This is a genomic window from Neisseria sp. MVDL19-042950 (assembly GCF_030504625.1).
Taxonomy (GTDB): domain Bacteria; phylum Pseudomonadota; class Gammaproteobacteria; order Burkholderiales; family Neisseriaceae; genus Neisseria.
Window position 1 is genome coordinate 97604 of sequence record NZ_JAUKWH010000004.1, and the last position, 23165, is coordinate 120768.

Here is a 23165-nt window from a genome sequence, read left to right on the forward strand (position 1 = left end):
CTGCGGCTTGCCGCCCCGTATCGAAAATAAGTTTATTTGCAATATGGAAGTTGCGGCACGGCAAACGCAAATGAAGCGAAGCAGAGGAAACATCATGAAAACCAAATTGAGCCTGACCGCCTTATCGGTGCTGCTGGCCGCGTGCGGCGAACCTGCCGGAAACGCCGTTGCACCGCCGCAAAGCGAAACCGCCGCTTCTTCGGTAAAAGCACAGGCCGTTTCCGAAGTTGCCCAAAGCGGGCTTACAACCGACACCGATGCCGAGCGGTCGGCGCTGCTGGCACAGTTTGCGGCGGAAACCCGTGAAATCGAGCGGAAACTGGAAAAAGCCACGCCCCAAGAGGCAGACGAATTGTATGAACGGTATGAGGCGGGTTTGTGGAAAGAAAACGGCGTGCTTTCCCGCTTAAACGATTTGGACGGGCAATGGCTGGGCGATTTTTACAGCGCGCCGTATTGGAAAGAAACCGAGCGGAATTTGCGCCCTACCGCATTGTTCCGGCAACGGCAGCGGCAGGCCGCCGCGGTTGGTTTGGAGTATGTCGATGTCGGCGAAGGGGCGGCGGTGCTGCGGCCGCAGGCAAACTATCTGCCGGAGTTGTTTGAATGCTGTGTCAGCTCCGACTATTACGTTTATTTGAATATCAAAGCGGCGCAAGACGAGCAAGAAGCATTTTCCGATGCGGCCGTTAATGTCAGTTGGCCGGAGCTGGGCAACATAATCGTCAAGTGGGAAAGATTCTTGGCGGAATACCCGCAAAGCCGTCTGAAAAAACGCGCGGAACAGGATTATGCTTTTTACGCGGGTGCTTTTCTGCGCGGATTGGACAACACGCCTACTTATTCGGATGACGGCACTCGGGTTTACCCCGAATATGCGGCGGCATGGCAATATTTCATTGCCGCTAATCCCGACAGCCCCATTTCGGGGTTGCTGAAAAAGATACGGGGCAAGCCCCGAGCGGAAGCCTTCGACATCATCGATCAATATTGGCGGCACCATTTCGGCGAACCGTTGTCGGAAACTTTCGAATAAACTGGCGGCACGGAGTTCGCAGGCCGTCTGAAAACAGGATTATCTGAAAATGACTACTTTCCTTACCGCCGGTGTGGACGAAGCGGGGCGCGGGCCGTTGGTGGGCAGCGTGTTTGCCGCCGCCGTGATTCTGCCGCCCAATTACCATCTGCCGGGCTTGACCGATTCTAAAAAGCTCACTGAAAAAAAGCGCGACGAACTGGCCGTGCAGATTAAAGAGCAGGCGGTGGCGTGGAGCGTGGCATCGGCGAATGTGGCCGAAATTGCCGAATTGAATATCCTGCATGCCACTATGCTGGCGATGGCCCGTGCCGTGCACGGCTTGGCGGTGCCGCCGCAGAAAGTGCTGATAGACGGCAACCGCATTCCGAAAAATCTCGGTATCGAAGCCGAGGCGGTGGTGAAGGGCGACAGCAAAATCATCGAAATCTCCGCCGCTTCGGTGCTGGCCAAAACCGCCCGCGATGCCGAAATGTATGCGTTGGCGGCGCGTTATCCGCAATACGGGTTTGATAAACACAAGGGCTACGGCACGGCGGCACATCTGGCGGCATTGGCGGAGTTCGGCGTGTTGGGCGAACACCGCAAAGACTTTGCGCCGGTGAAGCTGCTGCTGGCACAGGGAAAGTTGTTTGAATAATACAGGAGGCCGTCTGAAAGTTTTCAGACGGCCTCAATCTTTAGCGAACCGTAGGGCCGGCTTAAAAACAACGCGAACCATATTCGGGCTTGACCGGAGTATGGCCAACCGTGATAAAGCAGGTTTATTCGCTATATCTGCCGCAGATTAAACATGCCCGTCCGAACATCTTTTCAGACGGCCTCTTTTCGTTTGTACCGCTTTATCTGGCTATCGGGCGGTAATCTTCGGCCCGCGGCATAAACGGCGGCACGGTAACGGATGTGGCAGATTTGGGCAGGCGCGGATTGGACGTGCCCCAGATGGTATACAAGTCGGCCAGCAGCGCGCCGTTGATTTCTTCTATTTCCGCCTGCGTGATTTCACTGTCGCCCTGTTTGCCGAACAAAACCGCTTCGTCTCCGGCGCGGATGTCGGGGAAGTCGGTTACGTCGACCATCGTCGTGTTCATCGACGTTTTGCCGACCACCGGCACTTTATGCCCGCGGATCAGCACATGGCCTTTGTTGGTAAAGGCGCGGCGGTAGCCGTCCGAATAGCCGATGGGCAGGTTGGCGAGCTTGGAATCGCGTTGCAGGGTGAAAGTGCGGTCGTAGCCCACGGTGCTGCCTTTGCCGTAATAGTTTACGGTGGCGACGCGGCTCTTCAGGGCGAAGGTTTTTTTGTATTCGGTGCGTTCGGGAATGGAATCGCCGTAAAGCAAACCGCCCGGGCGCACCATATCCAAATGGGATTCTGGTACGGCTAAGGTGGCAAACGAGTTGGCCGCGTGCAGAATGATGTCGCGGCGTTTGAGTTTGGCGTTGTGCAGCAGCCAGCCGCTTTCTTTACGGAAGGCTTCCAAACCGCGCTTCACGTCGTTGGCATCTTCCACGGCGAAGTGGGTCATGATGCCGACGGTTTGCAGATTGGGCAGTTTGGTGATGGCCACGGCGGATTCGCGGATGTCGGGGTCGGACATATCCAAACCGTTGCGCCCCATGCCGCCGGAGTTCAGCGCGATATGGATGCGCAGGGTTTTGCCCGCCGCTTGGGCGAGTTCGTTGATGCGGCTGGCTTGGCCGTAGTTGCCGACCAGTTCTTCCATATCGTATTGCATGCCGTGAACGATTTCATCTTCGGTAGCCGCCCGCACCCGCATGATTTTGCCAGTGTAGCCGTGTTTGCGGATGATGCGGGCTTCTTCGTTGCTGGCGATGCCGATGCAGGGAATGCCTGTTTTGATAACCGTCGGCATCAGCAAGTCGATGCTGTTGCCGTATGCGTCGGCTTTCATGACGGCGCAGATTTGCGATTTGCCGTCGAGTTCTTTTTGCAGGGTGCGGATATTGTCTTCAAAAGCCTGCACGTCGATTTCCATCCATGCGTTTGCACCGTGGATGCTTATTGCGGCGCTGTCTGCGGGTGTGCCCAGCGGCGGGGCGGCGTAAAGCGGAGATGCGGCCAGCAGAGCGGTCAGGCAGGCAGCCAACAAGGTTTTTTTCGGGTTCATTTCAGCCTCTCTATGATTTTATTTCGGGTAAAAGCACGATAGGCAGGCGATTATCGTTGTGTTGTTTGCCGCACCTGCCGTTATCTTTAGGTAAGAGGCGGGTATGACGTAAAAATTCCCTGAAAATCGGTTGTACCGCATAAAAAAATTACGCCTGCACGGGCATGCTTCGGCAACGGCGGATTGCACATACCGGCGCGGCAGCGGTACACTTTTGCCAAACGTAACGGATACATTCGATCTCAGATTGCAACCGAGAGGCCGACATCATGATGAATATCGTCAACCGGCTCCCCGTGCCGGTATATCCCATCGACCGCGACCGTGCCGATTATGCGATTTCCAAAAACAAGCTGCGCGATTATTTTGTGCGCAATCCCGAAATGTTCCGGCTGGCGATGGATGCCGCGCGAACCGAGCAGGCCGTGAAAATGGCGGCGCACGCTTGCGGCTTGTGGTTTTCGCGTTGGGAAAACCCCGAAAGCGGCAAAGCGGTTATCGTGGTGGCGAGCAAGGAAGTGATGCCGTTTCGGAAGATGTTCCAACAGGCTTTGCAAAGCGAAGCGGTGCAGGCAGCGTTGAAACGGCGCAGCAGGTGAACGGGCGCCGAAGTTGCAGGCCGTCTGAAAAGCGTATTGATAAAACGCATAAATAAATATAGGGTGGATTCGTTTCCACCCCCATACTTGAACCGGTTTGCCGAACGGTTTTCAGACGGCCTCAAAATACAACCGCATCAGAGGCCGTCTGAAACGGAGCAATGGTTTCAGACGGCCGCTTTCTCTTCAAAACGCTTGGCCGCTTCGTCCCAATTCACCACATGCCAGTAGGCTTTGATGTAGTCGGGGCGACGGTTTTGGTATTTCAGATAATAAGCGTGTTCCCACACGTCCAAACCGATAATCGGCCAGCCCTTGCAGCCTGCCACCGCCTCGCCCATCAGCGGCGTATCCTGATTGGCGGTAGACACTACTTTCAGACGGCCTTCATCCCACACCAGCCAAGCCCAGCCCGAGCCGAAACGGGTGGCGGCGGCTTTCTCGAATTCGGCCTGAAAATTCTCCACCGAGCCGAAATCGCGTTCGATGGCTTCTTTCAGACGGCCTTTCAGCTCCGTGCCCTGTTTCAGGTTTTTCCAGAAAAACGTATGGTTGGCATGGCCGCCGGCGTTGTTGCGCAGCGCCGTTTGCTTGTCGGCGGGCAGCTCCGCCAAACGTGCCACCAGCTCTTCCGCGGGCAGGGCGGCGAATTCGGGCAGTGATTCCAGCGCAGCATTGGCGTTGTTCACATAAGCCTGATGGTGCTTGGTGTGGTGGATATTCATGGTCAGTTCGTCGAAATAAGGTTCGAGCGCATCGTAAGCGTAGCCGAGTTCCGGCAGGGTGTAAGCCATATCATTATCTCCTTTGGCGGAAGCGGGTTAATCAAGCATTAACTAAAATGATATTAATTATTATTCATTTCGAAAGCAAGCAAGAAAAGCCCACAAAACAGTAAGGTTTTTTCAGACGGCCTCCTGCAATACTGCTTGCCGTTCCGTGCCCTTCGCTGGATTTAGGCACTTCTAAGCCTTACAATCCGCACCATGAATACAGAACTGCTCAAAGGCTTGAATGCCGAACAACTTTCCGCCGTAACTTGGCCGCCGCAATCCGCCCTCGTGCTTGCCGGAGCAGGCAGCGGCAAAACCCGCGTGCTTACCACCCGCATCGCATGGCTGCTGCAAAGCTCGCAGGCAAGCGTGCACAGCATCATGGCCGTTACCTTTACCAACAAAGCCGCCAAAGAAATGCAAACCCGCTTAAGCGCGATGCTGCCCGTTAACGTGCGCGCCATGTGGCTCGGCACCTTTCACGGCCTCTGCCACCGCTTTCTGCGCCTGCACCACAAAGACGCAGGGCTGCCTTCCACCTTTCAGATTCTCGACAGCGCCGACCAGCTCGCCTTAATCAAACGCCTGCTCAAACAGCTCAACATCGCCGAAGAAATCATCGCCCCGCGCACCTTGCAAGGCTTTATCAACGCCCAAAAAGAAAGCGGCCTGCGCGCCTCCGCCCTGCAAGCCCCCGACCCGCACACCCAACGCATGATCGAGTGCTATGCCGAATACGACAAAGTGTGCAACCGCGAAGGCGTGGTCGATTTTGCCGAACTGATGCTGCGCAGTTACGAAATGCTGCAAGCCAACGAAGTGCTGCGCCGCCATTACCAAAACCGCTTCAACCATATTTTGGTGGACGAATTCCAAGACACCAACAAACTGCAATACGCATGGCTGAAGCTCATTGCCGGCGACCACGCCGCCGTGTTTGCCGTGGGCGACGACGACCAATCCATCTACCGCTTCCGCGGCGCACACGTCGGCAACATGACCGCCCTCATGCACGAATTTCACATCGAAGCCCCCATCAAACTCGAGCAGAACTACCGTTCAGACGGCAACATCCTCACCGCCGCCAACGCCGTGATCGAAAACAACGCCGAACGCCTCGGCAAAAACCTGCGCACCGATGCCGCCGCCGGCGACAAAATCCGCTTTTACTCCGCCCCCATAGATTCCGACGAAGCCCAATTCATCGTAGACGAAGCCAAATCCCTGCAACGAGAAGGCCGCACACTCGACCAAATGGCCGTGCTCTACCGCAGCAACGCCCAATCGCGCATCATCGAACAAGCCCTGTTCCGCGCCGGCATCCCCTACAAAATCTACGGCGGCCTGCGCTTCTACGAACGGCAGGAAATCAAACACGCGCTTGCCTACCTGCGCCTCTCCGTCAACCCCGACGACGACAACGCCCTCCTGCGCGTCATCAACATGCCCCCGCGCGGCATCGGCACCCGCACCATCGAAAACATCCAAGCCGCAGCCGCCGAACAAGGCATCTCCCTATGGCAGGCCGCCTGCGGCATGGGCGCAAAAGCCGCCAAAGTCGCCGCCTTTGTGCGCCTGATAGAAAACCTCCAAGCCCAAGCCCCCAACGTATCCCTGCAAGAAATGATGCTCGGCATCACCCGCGACAGCGGCCTCGTCGAATACTACCAAACCCAAAAAGGCGATCACCAAGACCGCCTCGACAACCTCGACGAACTCGTTAACGCCGCCGTCGCCTTCAGGCCGTCTGAAAGCAACTTCGAAATCCTGCCCGAAAACGCCGCCGAAAACCCGCTCTTCCCCATCCTCGCCTTCTTAAGCAACGCCGCCCTCGAATCCGGCGAAAACCAAGCCGGCGAAGGCGAAGAAGCCCTGCAAATGATGACTGTACACGCCGCCAAAGGGCTGGAGTTCGACACCGTATTCCTCACCGGCATGGAAGAAGGCCTTTTCCCCAGCGAATACAGCCTCGCCGAACGCGGCGGCCTCGAAGAAGAACGCCGCCTCATGTACGTCGCCATTACCCGCGCCAAAAAACGCCTCTACATCAGCATGTCCCAACAACGCCTGCTGCACGGCCAAACCCACTTCGGCATCGTCTCCCGCTTCGTCGAAGAAATCCCCGAAGAAGTGCTGCACCGCCTCTCGCCCCCGCCCAAACGCTTCAACAGCTTCACTGACGTGCCCAAAACCAAAAACCGCACAGCCGTCGAACACTACGACCTGCCGCAAGAATACGCAGGCTTCCGCATCGGCCAAAACGTGCGCCACGCCAAATTCGGCACCGGCGTAATCATCGATGCCGTCAACAAAGGCGAATCCGCACGGCTCACCGTGAATTTCGGAAAAGAAGGGATTAAAGAACTGGATACCAAGTTTGCCAAGCTGGAGGCCGTCTGAAAGAGATAGAAAAAGCCGTCTGAAATAGTCCAGACGGCTTTTAATTTATAAGACTCAAATTAGTCTGTCTTTCAAATCACTTGGGGCAATAAAGTTAATTGCATTTCCCGATTTGAACTGCCCTAATAATTTTAATTCTAATAATTGTTTCAAATCTGTTCTTGCAGTATTTTCGGCTACATCAAACTGCGCAGAGACATTTTTGACAGTAAAAATTTTACCTTTTTCTTTGACTGCTGCTTGCAAAATTTCAATTTGTCTGCCGTTCAATCCATGAGCGGTAGCAAAGTTGGAAATTTCAGCAGTGAAATTTTGTAGCTTGGATGTTTCTTTCTCTACATAACTCCTTAAATCTTCAATGGCACGTTTGATAATATCTAATTGATAATAAATAAAGTATGTTAGATCCAAATCATCATTTTCCGTATAAAGATATGATTTGGCATATTTTGTAGGTGTTTCCCGCAGCAGGCGGCTGATGGAAATGTATTCAAACAAATCATAACCGTTTCTTAGCACGAACCAATAAAATAATGCCCGTGCCGTACGTCCGTTTCCGTCTCCGAAAGGATGGATATACCCCGTAAAGAAATGCAACATTATTGCTTTGACTATCGGATGGATAAACAAAGGATGATTAATGCCGTCATGATCCGTGTTCGCAAATGTACATAAAGCCTCCATTAATTTCGGTACTTCTGTAAAAGCAGGTGGTTGATATACCGAATTACCATCATAATCAGCGATGTGGATATCGTCATTTTGCCGGAATTTCCCTGAAACCGCTTGATTGCCTATGGCATTTTCAGTGGCAATATGGTGTAGCGATAAAATCATTTTTATGCTTAATGGTTCATTTTTTAATGCCAACGTTTTCTGCATCAGTTTATGATTGTTGACAATCATAATTTCATATTCATTTTGGGGTTTTGGGCGCTGTGATGCCAGTAATTGTTTGGCTACTTTACGCGTGGTGGCTGCTCCTTCAAGTTGTGCAGAAGTGATTGCTTCTTCTATCATAAGCGTTTTTTTATCCGCGGCACCCAGCTGGTTTCCTGAAGATAACATTATGTGGTCGCCGCAGCTCTTATCTATGAAATGGAGTAGGGCCTGCATAGTATCAGGCACGCAGAAGGAGAACTCATAATTAGCAATGAATTCAAATTTTTTCTTTCCGGCCAAACGGTTGATTTTGGTTGCAGCCCAAATTTTTTCGGCATCTTCTTTTTTAGAATATTGACGTTTGATTTTATCCCAATAGAGGTAGCGGCCTTTGCTGTCAGTGGCTTTATGTGTAGTAAATAGTGCATAATATTTTTTATATGCTTCTATCAGCTTATTCATTTGCTCTTCATTTGGTTGTTTGATATCTAACTTCACAACCCTACTAACATTTGTAGATGATGAAAGAGGCATTTCATTTAGTTGGTTTTCCAAGTTTTGTAATTGCTGGGTATCAACGGGCATCAATTCGATTAAATTCTGAAATTCTTTTATTAGAATTTCTTCTATTCTTGGTGGTTTAGATACTTTCATTTTTGCCATTTGAAATTCTCGCAATTTTTTTAATATTGAGAGAGTTTAAACATATTTGTTTCTCTTGGAAACCTGTGTCAAATATTTGAGCGTAGAAAATCACGTTATTTTTCCTACGTTTTTTTAATTGAGAGAATACGTGCAGGAAACCTTTACCCAAATCCGCAACCGCTTGCTGTCGGAGCAGATACGGCAAGATTATTTTCAACTGTTAGAGGGTAAAGAAGAAGATTTGGGTTCGGATAAGATCATTAATCTGTTGGATAAAATTACCAATTTGGCCAACAAGAGGCCGTCTTAAAAACCGTAGGTCGGGCATCCTTGCCCGACTTTTTATTGGGGCAAATCTTTAATAGACGCCATTCAAAAGCGTTTTCTTACGCATTGTTGTATTTTGATAACGAGTTTTATTGACAATGCGCAACATGTACTCAATATTTATGCCGTTTGTCTTGTATATCGGATATCAAGTTCGTAAACTTATTAATGGTCAAAAGTGCTTGATAGCACAGTGGGGCTATATGGAAATCGGGAAGGCTGGTTTTTGCTTGAAGATAATCAAATGGAAGGAAACATATTATGAAAACGTTTAATACTTTGGTTTTGGCAAGTGCCGCATCTTTAGCACTTTCTGCTTGCGGGGCGGTTAATGATGCACTTGATTCTATTAAGCCGCCCTCAGGGAGAAACGGGCATTACCGTGTTATTTCCACTCCTGATTTAAGTAGTGCAGATACCAGTAATGTTCGATTGAAAATCAACGGTAAAGTTTATCGTAGTGGTGATCCGATAGATATCGCCCTCTTACATCAAAACCAAGTTCATAACCAATCTTACGAACTAACTGCCGATAAGATGGAAAACAGGAGGAAAGTTAATTTTAAAGAGGAGGGCACAGCACGGATTTATAAAAACAAATATTCGGTAGTATTGGCTGCCCATGTTGAGAAAGAAATAAAAGATAGAACCAGTAGCACGGTTGATAAATCCAAAGTATTGGCCGTACAAGGTATTGCAACTGAACTTAATGCAGTTATAACGAAAAAAGGGGTATTCGGTTATGAGGGGCAGGCATTTACTGGTAAGAATGACCAAGGGGAACTGATTTATCAGGTGGATTTTGATAAAGGTACAGGCATAGGTTATGTCAAAAACTTTAAAACTCTGGATACTGTTAATTTGCAGGAAAGCAAAATAACAGGATTTAATCCTGACGGTTCTTTCAACGCTAAAGTTGGTATTGAAGGAAAAGCGGGTTACAAAGGTAAAGAGGCCGGATCATATAAATTAGGCTTCTTCGGGCCGTCGGCCGAAGAAATTGCCGGTAAGGCAGAGCTCAAGATTGATGGCAAAGATACCAACATTGGCTTCGGGGGAAGAAAGGTACCTAAGCTAAGAATAAAATAACTGTTGTGATTTACAAAACCTTAAAACGGCAAATAGCACTTGAGCTTTTGCTGTAAATAGAAAGTAAACTTGCTATTGAGGCCGTCTGGAAAGGTTTTCAGACGGCCTAATCCTTTATAATCTTCCGATACCGGCTGGAAATTTGAAACGGAATATCGAAATTATGTGGGAAACCATCAACTATTATCTCTACAACGGCCCGGTAAAGGCGGAGATTATTGAATCGGTGCTGATGATTGTGGGCATCATGCTGCTGCGGGGGGTGATTCTGCAAACGCATTTCCGCAGCCATCCGGCAATGGAAATCGAGGAAAAACGCCGCTGGGTGGTGGCGAGCCGCAATATCACGTTGATTATGGCGATATTCGGCTTGGCGATTATTTGGGCGGCGCAAATCCAAACGTTGGCTTTGTCGATGTTTGCGGTGGCGGCGGCGATTGTGCTGGCAACGAAAGAGTTGATTATGTGTTTGTCGGGCAGTTTGCTGCGGGCTTCCACCAATCAGTATTCGGTGGGGGACTATATCGAGGTGGCCGGCCTGCGAGGGCGGGTGGTGGACATCAATATGTTGAATACGCTGATGATGCAGGTGGGGCCCAATCCGCTGGTGGGGCAGTTGAGCGGCAAAACGGTGTCGTTTCCCAACAGCCTGTTGCTGTCGAGTTCGGTGCAGCGTGATAATATTTTGGGCATGTATGTGATTCATACGTTTGAAATTCCGGTGCCGGTGCATTTGGATTCGGATGAAATCGTGCCGTTGCTGCAAAAGCTGGTCGACGGTTTGTGCGCGCCTTATATCCCTTCCGTCGAGCGGCATTTGGAAGAGGTGCAGACGCAGAAGCTGTTTATCACGCCTGCCGCCCAGCCGCGCATCAGCCGTGTGCCGCACGACGATAAAACCTATACAGTGGTGGTGCGCTTTGCCTCTCCGGTGGCGAAACGGTTGGAAATTCAACAGGCGTTGCTGGATGAGTTTATCCGCATACAGCACAGGCTGCTGGAAGAAACAAGGGTGCAGATTTGATAAGAGGCCGTCTGAAAAACTTTTTCAGACGGCCTCTCGGTATTTTATGTCGGATATTATTTCCGCTGTGGAGTTGCTGCGCCTTAGCGTGAAGAGAATGATTGTGTAAGCCGCTAAAGCGGCAACGGAATCGGTTTCGTACTCCTTGCACTGTCTGCGGCTTGCTGTCTTTTATTAACAATAAGGTTATTTGCTATATCAGGGTTCTTCGGAGTTATCGCTGCTGCTTTGGCGTTGTTCTTCATATACGGCCTTTTGTGCCAGCACCGAACCTTCGGGGGCTTGCGAGGTTTCGCCGTATTCCCACGGTGCGTTGTCGGGCAATTCTTCGATGTGGATGGTTTTCAGCGAGTAGTCGGGCTGGTAATACAGGTCGTATTTGGCGGCTTTAATGATAGAAAGCATCATCATGCTCATGATAATCAGCAACGGGGCACCAGAGAAAATAGAGGCCGTCTGAAGCGTGTCGAGGCCGCCGATAAACATCAGCGCGGCGGGCATAAGGCAAAGGGTAAACGCCCAAAACAGGCGGTTCCAACGGTGCGGTTCGCCGTCTACTTCATGTTGCACGACGGAGGCGAGAATATAGGAAATGCTGTCGAAAGTGGTGGCGGTAAAAATCACGGCAAGCAGGGTAAACACGGCAATCGCCAGCGGTGCGGCGGGCAGGGTGTTTAAAACGGCAAAAATAGTGGCGGTGGCTCCTTTTTCGTTGAGCACGGCAATTACGTCCAGCGTATCGGAAAGTTGGAGATAAAGGCCGTAATTGCCCAAAATGATGAAGAATACGGCGCAGCCGAGCGAGCCGTAAAACATCGAGCCCACGGTCATTTGCCGAATGGTGCGGCCTTTGGATATTTTGGCGATAAACAGCCCGATGGTCGGCGCGTATACCAGCCACCATGCCCAGTAGAATATCGTCCAGTCTTTCGGAAAACCGGTGTTTTTAAAACCGTGGTGTTCAAACCGCCCGAACGATTCCGTCCACGTCATCATGGTGAACATTTGCGTGAGCGAGCGGCCGAGGCTTTCCAAGCCCGTGTTCAGAATAAATACGGTAGGCCCGACTGCCAACACGAAAACCAGAAAGACAATGGACAGATAAAAGTTGATGTTGGATAAAAATTGGATGCCGCCGCGCAAGCCCTGATAGGCGCTGTAAGCGAAAATCATGGTGGTAACCAGCAGCACCGCCAGCCGTATGCCGAGGCTGTTGGGAATGCCGAACAGCTCATACAGCCCTTCGGTAATCATCGGCGAGGCCAGCCCCAGAGTGGTTGCGCCGCCGCCGATCATGCCGAATACGAAAAACACGTCAATCAGTTTGCCCCAGTTGCTCTTGGCGAATTTTTCTCCCGTGAGCGGCATCAGGCTCTGGCTGACTTTCAGTACGGGCGAATTGCGTACGTGGGCGAAATAGGCGATGGCAACCGCAGGCACCAGATAAATCGCCCATGCCACCGGCCCCCAATGGAAGAGGCCGTAAGTGCTGGCCCAGCGCACGGCTTCGGGCGAACCGGCCGCAATGCCGAATGGCGGCCCTTGATAATAATAAGCCCATTCCAGCGTGCCCCAGTAAAGAATACTGGCACCGATGCCGCCGCAAAACATCATGGCCGCCCATGAGCCGGTTTTGAACTCGATTTCGTCTTCAGGTTTGCCGAGCTTGATATTGCCGATATCGGAAAACGAGATGTAAGTAACGAAAATAAAAGCCAGCACACCGAAAGTCAGATAGCCCACGCCGAACTTGTCGGTAACGAATGCTTTGGTGGCGGCAACCCAATCCGCCCCTTGCACGGGAAACGCAACCAACGGCAGCGTTATGCCGAAAAGCAGCACCAATACGCTGAAAAAAGTGAATTTGTCGATACGGGTGTCGGATACCCCTGAGATGCCGTGCGGTTGGAAGTTTTTGTCGGCATCAAACGTACCCAAGTGCCGGAAAGACATGCGTCGGCCCGCGGGTTTGTAGCGGAAGTTGGCAGATTTGCTATCGTGTTGATTTTGAACAGACAATGTTTTACTCCTTAACCAAACTTTAAAAGTAATGTTTCGTGAGCAGCATGTCGGTTGTTATTATTTTGTTTTTTAGGTATTGGTGAAAGAATCTTTTGAAAAGAAAGACATATAAGAAGTTTGTGAGCGTAAGTTATTATAGCATAGATATATAGTATTGATTTTTAAGGAGAAAATATTCAAGTGTGGGCATTCGTTTTACATCGGGCAAGGTATACGCAAAGGAGGCCGTCTGAAAACTTTTTTCAGACGGCCTCTGTAAAAAAGCAACGGCAAAATACCGTTGCTTCGGAGCAAACCCGTTCAAACAGGCGGTTAGTTCAGATTACCCAAAACAATCCGCAACATACGGCGCAGCGGTTCGGCCGCACCCCATAAAAGCTGGTCGCCTACGGTAAACGCGCTGATGTATTCGCCGCCCATGCCCATTTTGCGGATACGGCCAACGGGCACGCTTAATGTGCCGGTTACTTTGGCGGGGGTCAGCTCGGTCATGCTGGCTTCTTTTTGGTTGGGGATCACTTTTACCCAATCATTCGCCTCGGCCAGCAGTTTTTCGATTTCTTCCAACGGCAGGTCTTTGGTGAGCTTCAGCGTAATGGCTTGGCTGTGGCAGCGCATCGCGCCCACACGCACGCACAGGCCGTCGATAACGATGGGGTTGCTGCTGCGGCCGAGAATTTTGTTGGTTTCCACGCCGCCTTTCCATTCTTCTTTCGATTGGCCGTTACCTAAATCGGCATCAATCCACGGAATCAGGCTGCCGGCCAACGGTACGCCGAAGTTGGCTTTGGGGTAGCTGTCGCTGCGCAGAAAATCGGATACTTTACGGTCGATATCGAGAATCGCACCGGCAGGGTCGGCCACTTCGGTTTTGACTTCGTTGTGGATGGCGCCCATGCCTTCAATCAGTTCGCGCATGTTTTTTGCGCCCGCACCCGATGCGGCTTGGTAAGTCATGCTGGTGGCCCATTCGACCAAACCGTTTTGGAACAAGCCGCCCAAAGCCATCAACATCAACGATACGGTACAGTTGCCGCCGATGTAGTTTTTCACACCGTTTTTCAAGGCTCCGTCGATAACGTTGCGGTTAACGGGGTCGAGGATAATCACGGCATCGTCATCCATACGCAGGGCGGAAGCCGCATCAATCCAATAGCCGTTCCAGCCGCTCTCGCGCAAGGGTTTAAACACGGCTTTGGTATAATCACCGCCTTGGCAGGTAACGATAATATCCATTTTGGCCAGTTCGCCGATATCGTTGGCATCCAGCAGGGTTTTGGCCGCTTGGCCGAAGTCGGGGGCGGCACCGCCTACGTTGGAGGTGGTGAAAAACACGGCTTCGGGGATGTGCGAGAAATCGTTTTCTTCTTTCATTCGTTGCATCAACACCGAACCGACCATGCCGCGCCAGCCGACGAATCCTACTTTCATGGGTTTGCTCCTTTGAAAAATTGTTTACAAAACGGTGAGTAATGATGAAGATAGCGTTTTAACGCCGAGGGGCATAAATGTAAAGGTTTTTTTGTGGTATTTTGATAAAAAACGGAATAAATACCGGAAGTAAGGCCGGATTCGGATAACATTAAAACGGAGTGTATAAATGAACGAAATCAATACGAACGGAATGCAAATGCCGCCGCCGGAAGAAGTGGAAGTTGAAATTGCCTCGGCCGGCCGTCGTATCGGAGCCTATTTGCTGAACTGCCTATTTTCTATTTTGGCTTATTTGCCGTTTATCGGCAGTATATTTCTGGCTGTAAGCGACGGTTATGTGGCACGGGCCGGCGGTACGGAAAATTTGGAAAATCTGGCCGTCGAAAACATCAATTGGATGTGGATGCTCGGCGGATTGCTGGTATTGCTGGTGTATGTTGTGATACAGGCTTGGTATATGAGCCGCGACGGTCAGTCGTTAGGTAAAAAAATCCTGAACATCCGCTTGCTGAAAACCGACGGCAGCAATCCGGGCTTCTGGGGCGCTGTTTTGCTGAGGGAAGTGGCGTTCAATATTATGCTGACCATCGGTGCTTTGATTGCAGGCTATCTGCTTGCCTTGCTTTTCGGCAGCGGGGGAGAAATCGCCGATGTGATTGCCAATACTATATCGCTTATCGTTTGGCTGGTTTGCTTCGTGATGCTGTTCAACCGCTCGAAAGACCGCCGCACTTTGCAGGATTATCTGGCCGATACCGTAGTGGTGCGTTTACCGAAACGTTAAATAAATTGCAGGGAAGGTGGCTGCAAAAGCGGAGGCCGTCTGAAAAGGTTTTCAGACGGCCTCTAAAGAGTTGGTTATAAAAAACAAAAAGACTTGGTTTTCATACCAAGTCTTTTTTGTTCTATGGTGGAGGTAAGCGGGATCGAACCGCTGACCTCTTGCATGCCATGCAAGCGCTCTACCAACTGAGCTATACCCCCGAAATATGGTGGCGAATCAGGGACTCGAACCCCGGACACAAGGATTATGATTCCTCTGCTCTAACCGACTGAGCTAATTCGCCGTTTCATGAAAGCGTGATTATACGGCTTTTTTGTTTTTGGGCAACCGATTTATCGGCTTATGTTTGTTTTTATTTGATTTTTATAAGAAAAAATATCAATTTTGTGTGCTTGGAAAGCATGGGGGCCGTCTGAAAAAAGCATGGCAAACCAACGGTGTGGTTTTCAGACGGCCTCGTATCCGCTTTGTATTCACAATTTGTGGCAGATGTCGCCAAACATAAAGCCTTGCCAGTCAACATCAATGCCGCGCCCGAAGGCGATGACTTTAAACAATTCGCCCATTTCATGCTGGCCGACCAGTTTGTGTACGGCGGCGGTTTCGCGGATATAGTCGGCGGAATCGGGTGCGGCGGTTTGTGCCAGCATTTCGGTAATGCCGAGGTTGAGCAGGAAATTGGCTTGGGTGATGTAGCCGATTAAGTCCAGTCCGGCATCGGTGCCTGCCAAAGCGATATCGGTGAAATTCACATGGGCGGTCAGGTCGGTAAGGCCGATGTGGAAAAACGGGTCGTGCACGGTGTGGTGGCGGTAGTGGCCGATGAATGTGCCCATGTGCCGTTGCGGGTGGTAATACTGGGCGGCATCGAAACCGTAATCGATAAAAATCATGCCGCCGCGCACGAGTTTTTCGGCAAGTGTGCGGATAAAGGCGTGTTGGGCGGGGTGTAATTCGCTGGTGTACGGTTCGGACGCGGGAAAGTATTCGGCGGCGGCTTTGAGCAGTTCTTCTTGCGCCAGAGGGCGGGCGGTTTGGATAAACGATTGGCTTTCTAAGGCCACGCCCATCTGCCAAAAGCTGCCGTGTTCGCGTTTAACGATTTCGCAGGGCATGGCGTCCAGCACTTCGTTGCCGATGATGATGCCGTCGAAGGTGTCGGGCAGGGTGTTTAGGTGGATAACTTTATCTGCCGCTCGGGGAGCTTTTTCGAGAATGTGCCGGCGTTGGCGTTCAGCCAGTTCGCTTGATAATTCAATGATGTAGTAATGCTTGAGGCCGTCTGAAAACTGTTGCAGCAAGGTCGCGGCCAGTTCGCCCGTGCCGGCGCCGAATTCGTAAATATTGCCGTCGGTTTGCGGCAGCACGGCGGCGATTTGGCGGGCAAGGGTTTGGCCGAATAGCGGGGACAATGTCGGAGCGGTAATGAAATCGCCTGCCGCGCCGATTTTGTGTGCGCCGCCGGTGTAGTAACCGTATTCGGGGGCGTAAAGTGCCAGTTGCATGAAGCGGGAAAACGGAATGAAATTGTCATTTTTTGTAATTTCTTCCGCAATCAGGTTTTGTAAGGCTTGGGAGGAGGCCGAAGCTGCTGCGGACGGGGCGGGGAGTTGCGGGTTTATCATTGTTAGAACATGTAAATTTTATATGGACTCGCGTGTATTATAGCGCGGATTGAAACGGCATGTTTTTTATGCCTTTTTTACTAAATATAGTAGTTAGTGTAATTAATCTACGCTAGATGTAGTATTTTATGCATACGGGTATGCGCCAAAGGCGGGCGCATGCCCGTGTTTTTTAAAGGTAAGTGGTTGTCTAAACGCTTATTTTTGCTGAATCGCGGATTTGACCATATCTGTAAAATTTCTTATAGTGTGGGCATGTGGGGTAATGTGTGTCAAAGTGTCGCTGTTGCCCGGATTTGTTAACGGAGTGGGATAAAGTGTTTGGTGGCGTTCACGAGTTGAGCATAGACAGCAAAGGGCGGTTGGCGATTCCTGCCAAGTTCCGCGAGCTTTTGCTGCGCCATTACACGCCGGCCGTGGTGGCAACGCTGGATTCGCGCAGCCGCCTGCTGATTTATCCCGAGTCGGAATGGCAAAAAGTTGCCGAGCAGTTGTTGTCTTTGAAAGTGGCCGGCAATCTGGCTTTGCAGCGTTACCAAAACCTGTTGCTGCACAACGCCGATACGCTGGAATTGGATACGGCAGGGCGCGTGTTGTTGCCCGCCAATCTGCGCCGCCGCGTGGATTTCGATAAAGACGTTACGCTGGTGGGGCGGGCCAACCGCTTGGAGCTGTGGGGTCGCAAACATTGGGAAGATGAAATGAACAAGGCTTTGGATATCGACCCCGACGAGCTGGCTTTCCAGCTGAGCCAAACGGATTTGCAATTGTGATTGCCGCCGAACCTTTACAGCATGTAACCGTGCTGCTGCATGAAGCGGTTGACGCATTGAATATCCGCCCGAACGGTATTTATGTGGACGGCACATTCGGCAGGGGAGGGCATTCCCGCCTGATTTTGTCGAAGCTGGGCGAACAAGGCCGTTTGGTGGTGTTTGACAAAGACCCGCAGGCCATTGCGGTGGCAAACGAATTGGCGGCACAAGACAAACGCGTGAGCGTGGTATACAACGGCTTCGCTACTTTTCAGACGGCCTTAGACGAACTGGGCATTGCCGAAATCGACGGTGCATTGTTTGACTTGGGTATTTCGTCGCCGCAGATAGACGAAGCGGAGCGCGGATTCAGTTTCCGTTTTGATGCGCCGCTGGATATGCGTATGGATCCCACGAGAGGGATGTCGGCGGCAGAATGGATTGCCGTTGCCGACGAACAGGAATTGCACGAGGTAATTAAGAATTATGGTGAAGAGCGGTTTAGTCGCCAAATTGCGCGCGCCATTGTTTCGCAACGCGAAACGGCACCCATCGATACAACCCGCAAGCTGGCGCAGCTCGTGGCGCAAAACGTCCGTACTCGTGAGCGCGGTCAAGATCCGGCGACCCGGACGTTCCAAGCCGTTCGGATTTTCATCAACCGTGAGCTTGAAGAAGTAAAAGAAGTTTTGCCGCAGGTTACAGGCCGTCTGAAAGAGGGCGGCAGGCTGGCTGTGATTGCGTTTCACTCGCTGGAAGACCGCATTGTGAAACAGTTTATCAAGCAGTATTCGCAACCCCTTCAGCTGCCGCGTTGGGCGGCGGTGAAAGAAGCCGATTTGCCGCAGCCGCCTTTGAAGGCAGTGGGTAAGGCCATCAAGCCGGGTGGGGAGGAAACCGCAGCCAATCCGCGCGCACGTTCGGCCGTATTGCGTGTGGCCGAGCGCACAAGCGGCAAGTTTGAAGTACAACAGGCCGTCTGAAAAGGCAGATGCAGTCGGAAGGCCGTCTGAAAAAATATGAATAAATTGAATGTGATTTTGCTGGTGTTGGCGTTGTTGTCGGGTTTGGCGGTTGTTACCGTGCAAGACCAGTCGCGCCAATACTACATTTCGCTGGATAAAGCCCAAAAGCACGAAATCCAGCTTGATCAGGATTATGCGCGTTTGAAGCTCGAGCAGGCCAAGTTGTCGAATCATAAATTGATTAAAGAAGCAGCCGAAAAACAAAAATTACAGCCTCCGAGCGCAGCAGACACCCGCATGATTGAAATGAAGTAAATAACAGCACGACAAGTTGCTGAAATAAAAAAGAGAAGTTGCTATGTTAATCAAAAACGAATATAAGCCGCAGATGCTGTCTAAACAGCCGAAGGCAAAAAAACCCGTTTCTACCAACGGGCGGATTGCTTTTGTGCTGGGCGGATTGGCATTGGCTTTCGCGGCATTGGTGGGCAGAGGCGTCTATCTGCAAACCACACAACATGAATTTCTGAAAAATCAGGGCGACCAGCGTTTCGTGCGCACCATTACCCTGCCTGCGTCGCGCGGCACGATTACCGACCGCAACGGCGCAACGTTGGCCTTGAGCGCACCGACCGAATCACTGTATGCCGTGCCTTCCGGCATGGATATCCAGCCGACCGGCGAGCAGTTGGCCAAACTTTCCGCCTTAATCGGCGTGCCGGTTGAAACCATCGAAGCGCGTTTGGCGAAGAAAGACAAAGACTTCATTTATCTGAAACGCCAGTTGAGCAAAGAAACCGCCGATAAAGTGGCTGCTTTGGGTATTAAAGGTTTGGCATTCCAAAAAGAATCCAAACGCCATTACCCGATGGGCAACCTCTTTGCCCATGTGATCGGCTTTACCAACATCGACGGCAAAGGCCAAGAAGGTTTGGAACTGGCGCGCGAAGATGATTTGCACGGTAAAAACGGTGCCAAAGTGGTGCTGCGCGACAATAAAGGCAATATCGTTGATAGCCTTGATTCTCCGCGCAACCGCGATCCGCAAAACGGCCACGACATGGTGATGTCGCTCGACCAGCGTATCCAAACGCTGGCCTACGACGAGCTGAACAAAGCTGTCGATTACCACCGTGCCAAAGCCGGCAGTGCAGTTGTGTTGGATGCACAAACCGGTGAGATTTTGGCATTGGTCAACAGCCCCGCCTACGACCCGAACAACCCGGGCGAAGCGGGCAGCGAACAACGCCGCAACCGTGCCGTTACCGATATGCTTGAGCCGGGTTCGGCCATGAAACCGTTCCCGATTGCCAAGGCATTGGATGCCGGCAAGGTAAACGTAAACACCCGTTTGAATACCAATCCGTACAAAATCGGCCCGGCTACCGTGCGCGATACCCATGTGTATCCTTCTTTGGACGTGCGCGGCGTGATGCAGAAGTCTTCCAACGTCGGCACCAGCAAACTGTCGGCCATGTTCAAACCTGAAGAAATGTACACGTTTTATCAGAGCTTGGGCGTAGGCCAGCGCATGCACTCGGGCTTCCCCGGCGAAAGCCCCGGCTTGTTGCGCAAGTGGCAAAACTGGAAACCGATCGAACAGGCAACCATGTCGTTCGGCTACGGTTTGCAATTGAGCCTGCTGCAACTGGCGCGTGCCTATACCGTGCTGACCAACGACGGCGAACTGCTGCCGGTAAGCTTTGAAAAACAAGTGGCTCCGCCCAAAGGCGTGCAGATTATCAAACCCGAAACCGCCCGCGCCGTGCGCGACATCATGGTTTCCGTTACCGAAAAAGGCGGTACCGGCACCATGGGTGCGGTCGACGGCTTTGATGTCGGCGCGAAAACCGGTACCGCGCGCAAACTGGTTAACGGCCGTTATGCCAGCGACAAACACGTTGCCACCTTTATCGGTTTCGCCCCCGCAGACAAACCGCGCGTGATTGTGGCGGTTACCGTGGACGAACCGACTGTTAACGGATACTACGGCGGCGTGGTGGCCGGCCCCGTGTTTAAAGGCATCATGGGCGGCAGCCTGAATATTCTCGGCGTTTCGCCAACCAAACCCTTAAAAGATGTACCCGTTCAGACGGCCTCCAAAAATTAAAGAGTAAACAATATGTTCAGCGACTTAGTTCCTTTAGCTGAAACCGACTTACCGCCCTTGCTGTGTGAAAACGCAGCAGGGCGTTTGTTGCATTCAGACAGCCGTAAAATCAAGCAAGGCGACATTTTCATTGCCTGTCAGGGCGAATACACCGACGGGCGCGAGTATATCCCCGCCGCCGTTGCCAACGGCGCGGCTTTTGTTTTTTGGGACGACGACGGCAAATTCGCATGGAATCCCGAATGGAACGTACCCAATCAAGGCATTAAAAACCTGAAAACCCGCGCCGGAATCGTAGCCGCCCAAGTGTACGGCAATCTTTCAGACGGCCTCAAAGTTTGGAGCGTAACCGGCACCAACGGCAAAACCTCCGTTACCCAATGGCTGGCGCAAGCAGCGGATTTGTTGGATGAAAAATGCGCCGTCATCGGCACCGTCGGCAACGGCTTCTGGGGCGCGCTGGAAGAAGCCACCCACACAACGCCCGATCCCGTTTCCGTGCAAACCCTGCTGCACCGGTTCAAACAGCAAGGCGCAAAAGCCGTAGCGATGGAAGTGTCCAGCCACGGCCTCGACCAATTCCGCGTTAACGGCGTGCCTTTTCAGACGGCCGTGTTCACCAACCTCACCCGCGACCATCTCGACTACCACGGCAGCATGGAATCCTACGGCGAAATCAAATCCCGCCTGTTTTACTGGCAAGGTTTGCAACACGCCGTGATTAATGTGGATGACCCGTTCGGCGCAGCGCTGGCAGGCCGTCTGAAAACAGAACGCCCAGAATTAAACGTGTACGGCTACGGCTTTGCAGAACAAGCCGACATCCGCATCACCCGATTCACCGCCTCTTCAGACGGCATGACCGTGCAGCTCGACACCCCGTGGGGCAGCGGCGAAGTCAAAACCCGCTTGCTCGGCCGCTTCAACGCCCAAAATCTCGCCTCGTGCGTCGGCGTATTGTGTTCGGCAGGCTACCCGCTGGCCGAAGTATTGCGCGTGCTTGCCCAAATCCGCCCCGCCACCGGCCGTATGGACTGCATTATGAACACCGGCAAACCGCTTGTCGTCGTCGATTACGCCCACACCCCCGATGCCCTCGAAAAAGCACTTGCCACCTTGCAGGAAATCAAACCGCAAGGCGCAAACCTGTGGTGCGTGTTCGGCTGCGGCGGCAACCGCGACAAAGGCAAACGCCCGCTGATGGGCGCGGCTGCCGTAGCCGGTGCGGATAAAGTCGTCGTGACCAGCGACAACCCGCGCATGGAAGAGCCTGCCGACATCATCAACGACATCCTCCCCGCCGTGCCCCAGCCCGAACACGTCGAAACAGACCGCCGCTCGGCCATCGAATACGCGGTTAAACACGCCGCCGCCAACGACATCATCCTGATTGCCGGCAAAGGCCACGAAACCTATCAGGACGTGCAGGGTCAGAAGCACTATTTTTCCGATTTTGACGAAGCGCAGAAAGCTTTGGCGGGAAGGTAGTTTTGGCGAAGCTCACAAAGTTCGCTTTCAGACGGCCTTAGTATGGGCATATTTCAAATGCCTGTCTGAAAAGGCCGTCTGAAAATATAAAATGGAAAAACATAGACAATAAGAACAATACCATGATTTACAAAGTTTAAATTTTATCAAGCACATTATGAAAGAAAGGAAAAACGATGTCTAAAATCAAAACCAGTTTTAATGTAGTGGAAGAAAAATCAGCACGGTTGGCAGTTTTAATTGATGCTGACAACGCATCAGCACAAGATGTCAAAGCTATTTTGGAGGAAGTTACCCAATTTGGAGAAGCAATTGCCAAGCGGATTTACGGTAATTTTGTTTCAGCTAATGGTCAATGGAAAGAAGTAATAAATGAATATGCCATTAAGCCCATGCAGCAATTTGCTTTTACCAAGGGTAAAAATGCGACTGACGGCTTTATGATTATTGATGCGATGGATCTGCTTTATACGAACCGTTTTGACGGTTTTTGTATTGTGTCCAGTGACAGCGATTTCACCGCATTGGCCATACGTTTAAAAGAACAGGGTGCGATGGTATATGGATTTGGCAAAATGCAGACCCCTAAAGCATTTGTAAATGCGTGTAGCCAGTTTATTTATGTGGAAAATTTGCTGCCTGAATTGAAGCACGAAAAAGAAGGAATGTTGGCAGAATGTTTTAAAGCGGGAACATCTTTAAAAGAAGAAAAAACAGAAGAGAAAATGATTGCTGAAAAAATAGAGCTGCAAACAGACATAATCAAGAAAGCCTTTGAATCTTCTGACAGCGAGTGGATATCGATTGCAGCTTTAGTTGGCCAATGGAAGTTACTGCAAGTAGATATTGACCCACGCACCTATGGGTGTAAAAAATTTACAGATTTAATAAAAAAATACCCTGATATTTTTGAGTACGAAATGCGGAAAAACGCAGTCGGAACACATGAAAATATGTATGTCAGATTAAAAATTTAATCATTTATCCGTTTCAGTTGATGTAGGCAAACAGAAAATTTGAAATACGGACAGTCATGCAAAAGGGAATGATTTAGAGAAGTATTCAGACGGCCTCT

20 protein-coding genes and 2 tRNA genes are annotated in these 23165 nt (G+C 51.2%); 14 read left to right on the forward strand and 8 right to left on the reverse strand.

Annotated features, from left to right (window positions below; genetic code table 11):
* Nucleotides 1–94: 94 nt before the first annotated feature.
* Nucleotides 95–1036 carry a hypothetical protein gene (locus tag Q0X97_RS05010; protein ID WP_302066306.1) on the forward strand — a complete coding sequence of 314 codons (942 nt, stop codon included), beginning with the start codon at nt 95–97 and terminating at the stop codon, nt 1034–1036.
* A 49-nt stretch (nt 1037–1085) separates the two neighbouring features.
* Entirely contained in the window at nt 1086–1676 is a 591-nt protein-coding gene (gene rnhB, locus Q0X97_RS05015) for a ribonuclease HII (RefSeq protein WP_302066305.1), read from the forward strand.
* Between the two features lie 202 nt (nt 1677–1878).
* Here rnhB and alr read toward each other — a convergent pair whose 3' ends face one another.
* Complete coding sequence (gene alr / locus Q0X97_RS05020) at nt 1879–3168, reverse strand: alanine racemase (RefSeq protein WP_302066304.1); 1290 nt, start codon at nt 3166–3168, stop codon at nt 1879–1881.
* A gap of 269 nt (nt 3169–3437) precedes the next feature.
* On the opposite strand from alr, the gene Q0X97_RS05025 reads away from it, so the two are divergent.
* Nucleotides 3438–3767, forward strand: coding sequence for a hypothetical protein (locus Q0X97_RS05025; protein WP_302066303.1), 330 nt, complete (start codon nt 3438–3440; stop codon nt 3765–3767).
* A 167-nt stretch (nt 3768–3934) separates the two neighbouring features.
* Here Q0X97_RS05025 and sodA read toward each other — a convergent pair whose 3' ends face one another.
* Nucleotides 3935–4561: a superoxide dismutase [Mn] gene (gene sodA, locus Q0X97_RS05030; protein ID WP_302066302.1), complete on the reverse strand. Its 627-nt coding sequence runs from the start codon at nt 4559–4561 to the stop codon at nt 3935–3937.
* Nucleotides 4562–4753: 192 nt separating this feature from the next.
* Here sodA and Q0X97_RS05035 point away from each other — a divergent pair, with 192 nt between their 5' ends.
* Nucleotides 4754–6940 (forward strand): UvrD-helicase domain-containing protein, encoded by a 2187-nt coding sequence (locus Q0X97_RS05035; RefSeq protein WP_302066301.1) that lies wholly within the window; start codon nt 4754–4756, stop codon nt 6938–6940.
* 54 nt (nt 6941–6994) lie between these two features.
* Here Q0X97_RS05035 and Q0X97_RS05040 read toward each other — a convergent pair whose 3' ends face one another.
* Nucleotides 6995–8485, reverse strand: a complete 1491-nt coding sequence (locus Q0X97_RS05040; RefSeq protein WP_302066300.1) for a Fic family protein — start codon at nt 8483–8485, stop codon at nt 6995–6997.
* A 130-nt stretch (nt 8486–8615) separates the two neighbouring features.
* On the opposite strand from Q0X97_RS05040, the gene Q0X97_RS05045 reads away from it, so the two are divergent.
* From Q0X97_RS05045 to Q0X97_RS05055, 3 genes are all read left to right on the forward strand, one after another.
* On the forward strand, nt 8616–8777 hold the full coding sequence (locus Q0X97_RS05045; RefSeq protein WP_302066299.1) for a hypothetical protein: 162 nt from the start codon (nt 8616–8618) through the stop codon (nt 8775–8777).
* A gap of 278 nt (nt 8778–9055) precedes the next feature.
* Nucleotides 9056–9883 (forward strand): factor H binding protein domain-containing protein, encoded by an 828-nt coding sequence (locus Q0X97_RS05050; RefSeq protein WP_302066298.1) that lies wholly within the window; start codon nt 9056–9058, stop codon nt 9881–9883.
* 154 nt (nt 9884–10037) lie between these two features.
* Nucleotides 10038–10907 carry a mechanosensitive ion channel family protein gene (locus Q0X97_RS05055; RefSeq protein ID WP_302066394.1) on the forward strand — a complete coding sequence of 290 codons (870 nt, stop codon included), beginning with the start codon at nt 10038–10040 and terminating at the stop codon, nt 10905–10907.
* Between the two features lie 198 nt (nt 10908–11105).
* On the opposite strand, the gene Q0X97_RS05060 is transcribed toward Q0X97_RS05055, so the two are convergent.
* Both Q0X97_RS05060 and asd read right to left on the reverse strand, forming a co-directional pair.
* On the reverse strand, nt 11106–12926 hold the full coding sequence (locus tag Q0X97_RS05060; RefSeq protein ID WP_302066297.1) for a BCCT family transporter: 1821 nt from the start codon (nt 12924–12926) through the stop codon (nt 11106–11108).
* A 315-nt stretch (nt 12927–13241) separates the two neighbouring features.
* Nucleotides 13242–14360 (reverse strand): aspartate-semialdehyde dehydrogenase, encoded by a 1119-nt coding sequence (gene asd / locus Q0X97_RS05065; protein ID WP_302066296.1) that lies wholly within the window; start codon nt 14358–14360, stop codon nt 13242–13244.
* 169 nt (nt 14361–14529) lie between these two features.
* Here asd and Q0X97_RS05070 point away from each other — a divergent pair, with 169 nt between their 5' ends.
* On the forward strand, nt 14530–15147 hold the full coding sequence (locus Q0X97_RS05070; RefSeq protein WP_302066295.1) for an RDD family protein: 618 nt from the start codon (nt 14530–14532) through the stop codon (nt 15145–15147).
* A gap of 124 nt (nt 15148–15271) precedes the next feature.
* Here the strand turns inward: Q0X97_RS05070 and Q0X97_RS05075 are convergent.
* The 3 genes from Q0X97_RS05075 to Q0X97_RS05085 form a co-directional block, all read right to left on the reverse strand.
* Nucleotides 15272–15347: transfer RNA gene (locus tag Q0X97_RS05075), tRNA-Ala, on the reverse strand.
* A gap of 6 nt (nt 15348–15353) precedes the next feature.
* Nucleotides 15354–15430 (reverse strand) — tRNA-Met (locus tag Q0X97_RS05080).
* A gap of 190 nt (nt 15431–15620) precedes the next feature.
* The gene (locus tag Q0X97_RS05085; RefSeq protein ID WP_302066393.1) at nt 15621–16769 is read right to left on the reverse strand and encodes a class I SAM-dependent methyltransferase; all 1149 of its coding nucleotides are present in this window, start codon (nt 16767–16769) and stop codon (nt 15621–15623) included.
* Nucleotides 16770–17089: 320 nt separating this feature from the next.
* Here Q0X97_RS05085 and mraZ point away from each other — a divergent pair, with 320 nt between their 5' ends.
* From mraZ to Q0X97_RS05115, 6 genes are all read left to right on the forward strand, one after another.
* Nucleotides 17090–17545 carry a division/cell wall cluster transcriptional repressor MraZ gene (mraZ, locus tag Q0X97_RS05090; RefSeq protein WP_244740356.1) on the forward strand — a complete coding sequence of 152 codons (456 nt, stop codon included), beginning with the start codon at nt 17090–17092 and terminating at the stop codon, nt 17543–17545.
* A complete protein-coding gene (gene rsmH / locus Q0X97_RS05095) occupies nt 17542–18510 on the forward strand; it encodes a 16S rRNA (cytosine(1402)-N(4))-methyltransferase RsmH (protein WP_302066294.1) in 969 nt (322 codons plus the stop codon). The genes mraZ and rsmH overlap by 4 nt, the downstream gene beginning before the upstream one ends.
* Nucleotides 18511–18546: 36 nt before the next feature.
* Nucleotides 18547–18807: a cell division protein FtsL gene (gene ftsL, locus Q0X97_RS05100; RefSeq protein WP_085359212.1), complete on the forward strand. Its 261-nt coding sequence runs from the start codon at nt 18547–18549 to the stop codon at nt 18805–18807.
* A gap of 43 nt (nt 18808–18850) precedes the next feature.
* A complete protein-coding gene (locus tag Q0X97_RS05105) occupies nt 18851–20602 on the forward strand; it encodes a penicillin-binding protein 2 (RefSeq protein WP_302066293.1) in 1752 nt (583 codons plus the stop codon).
* Between the two features lie 12 nt (nt 20603–20614).
* Entirely contained in the window at nt 20615–22090 is a 1476-nt protein-coding gene (locus Q0X97_RS05110; RefSeq protein WP_302066292.1) for a UDP-N-acetylmuramoyl-L-alanyl-D-glutamate--2,6-diaminopimelate ligase, read from the forward strand.
* Between the two features lie 176 nt (nt 22091–22266).
* Nucleotides 22267–23067: an NYN domain-containing protein gene (locus Q0X97_RS05115; RefSeq protein ID WP_302066291.1), complete on the forward strand. Its 801-nt coding sequence runs from the start codon at nt 22267–22269 to the stop codon at nt 23065–23067.
* Nucleotides 23068–23165 lie beyond the last annotated feature (98 nt).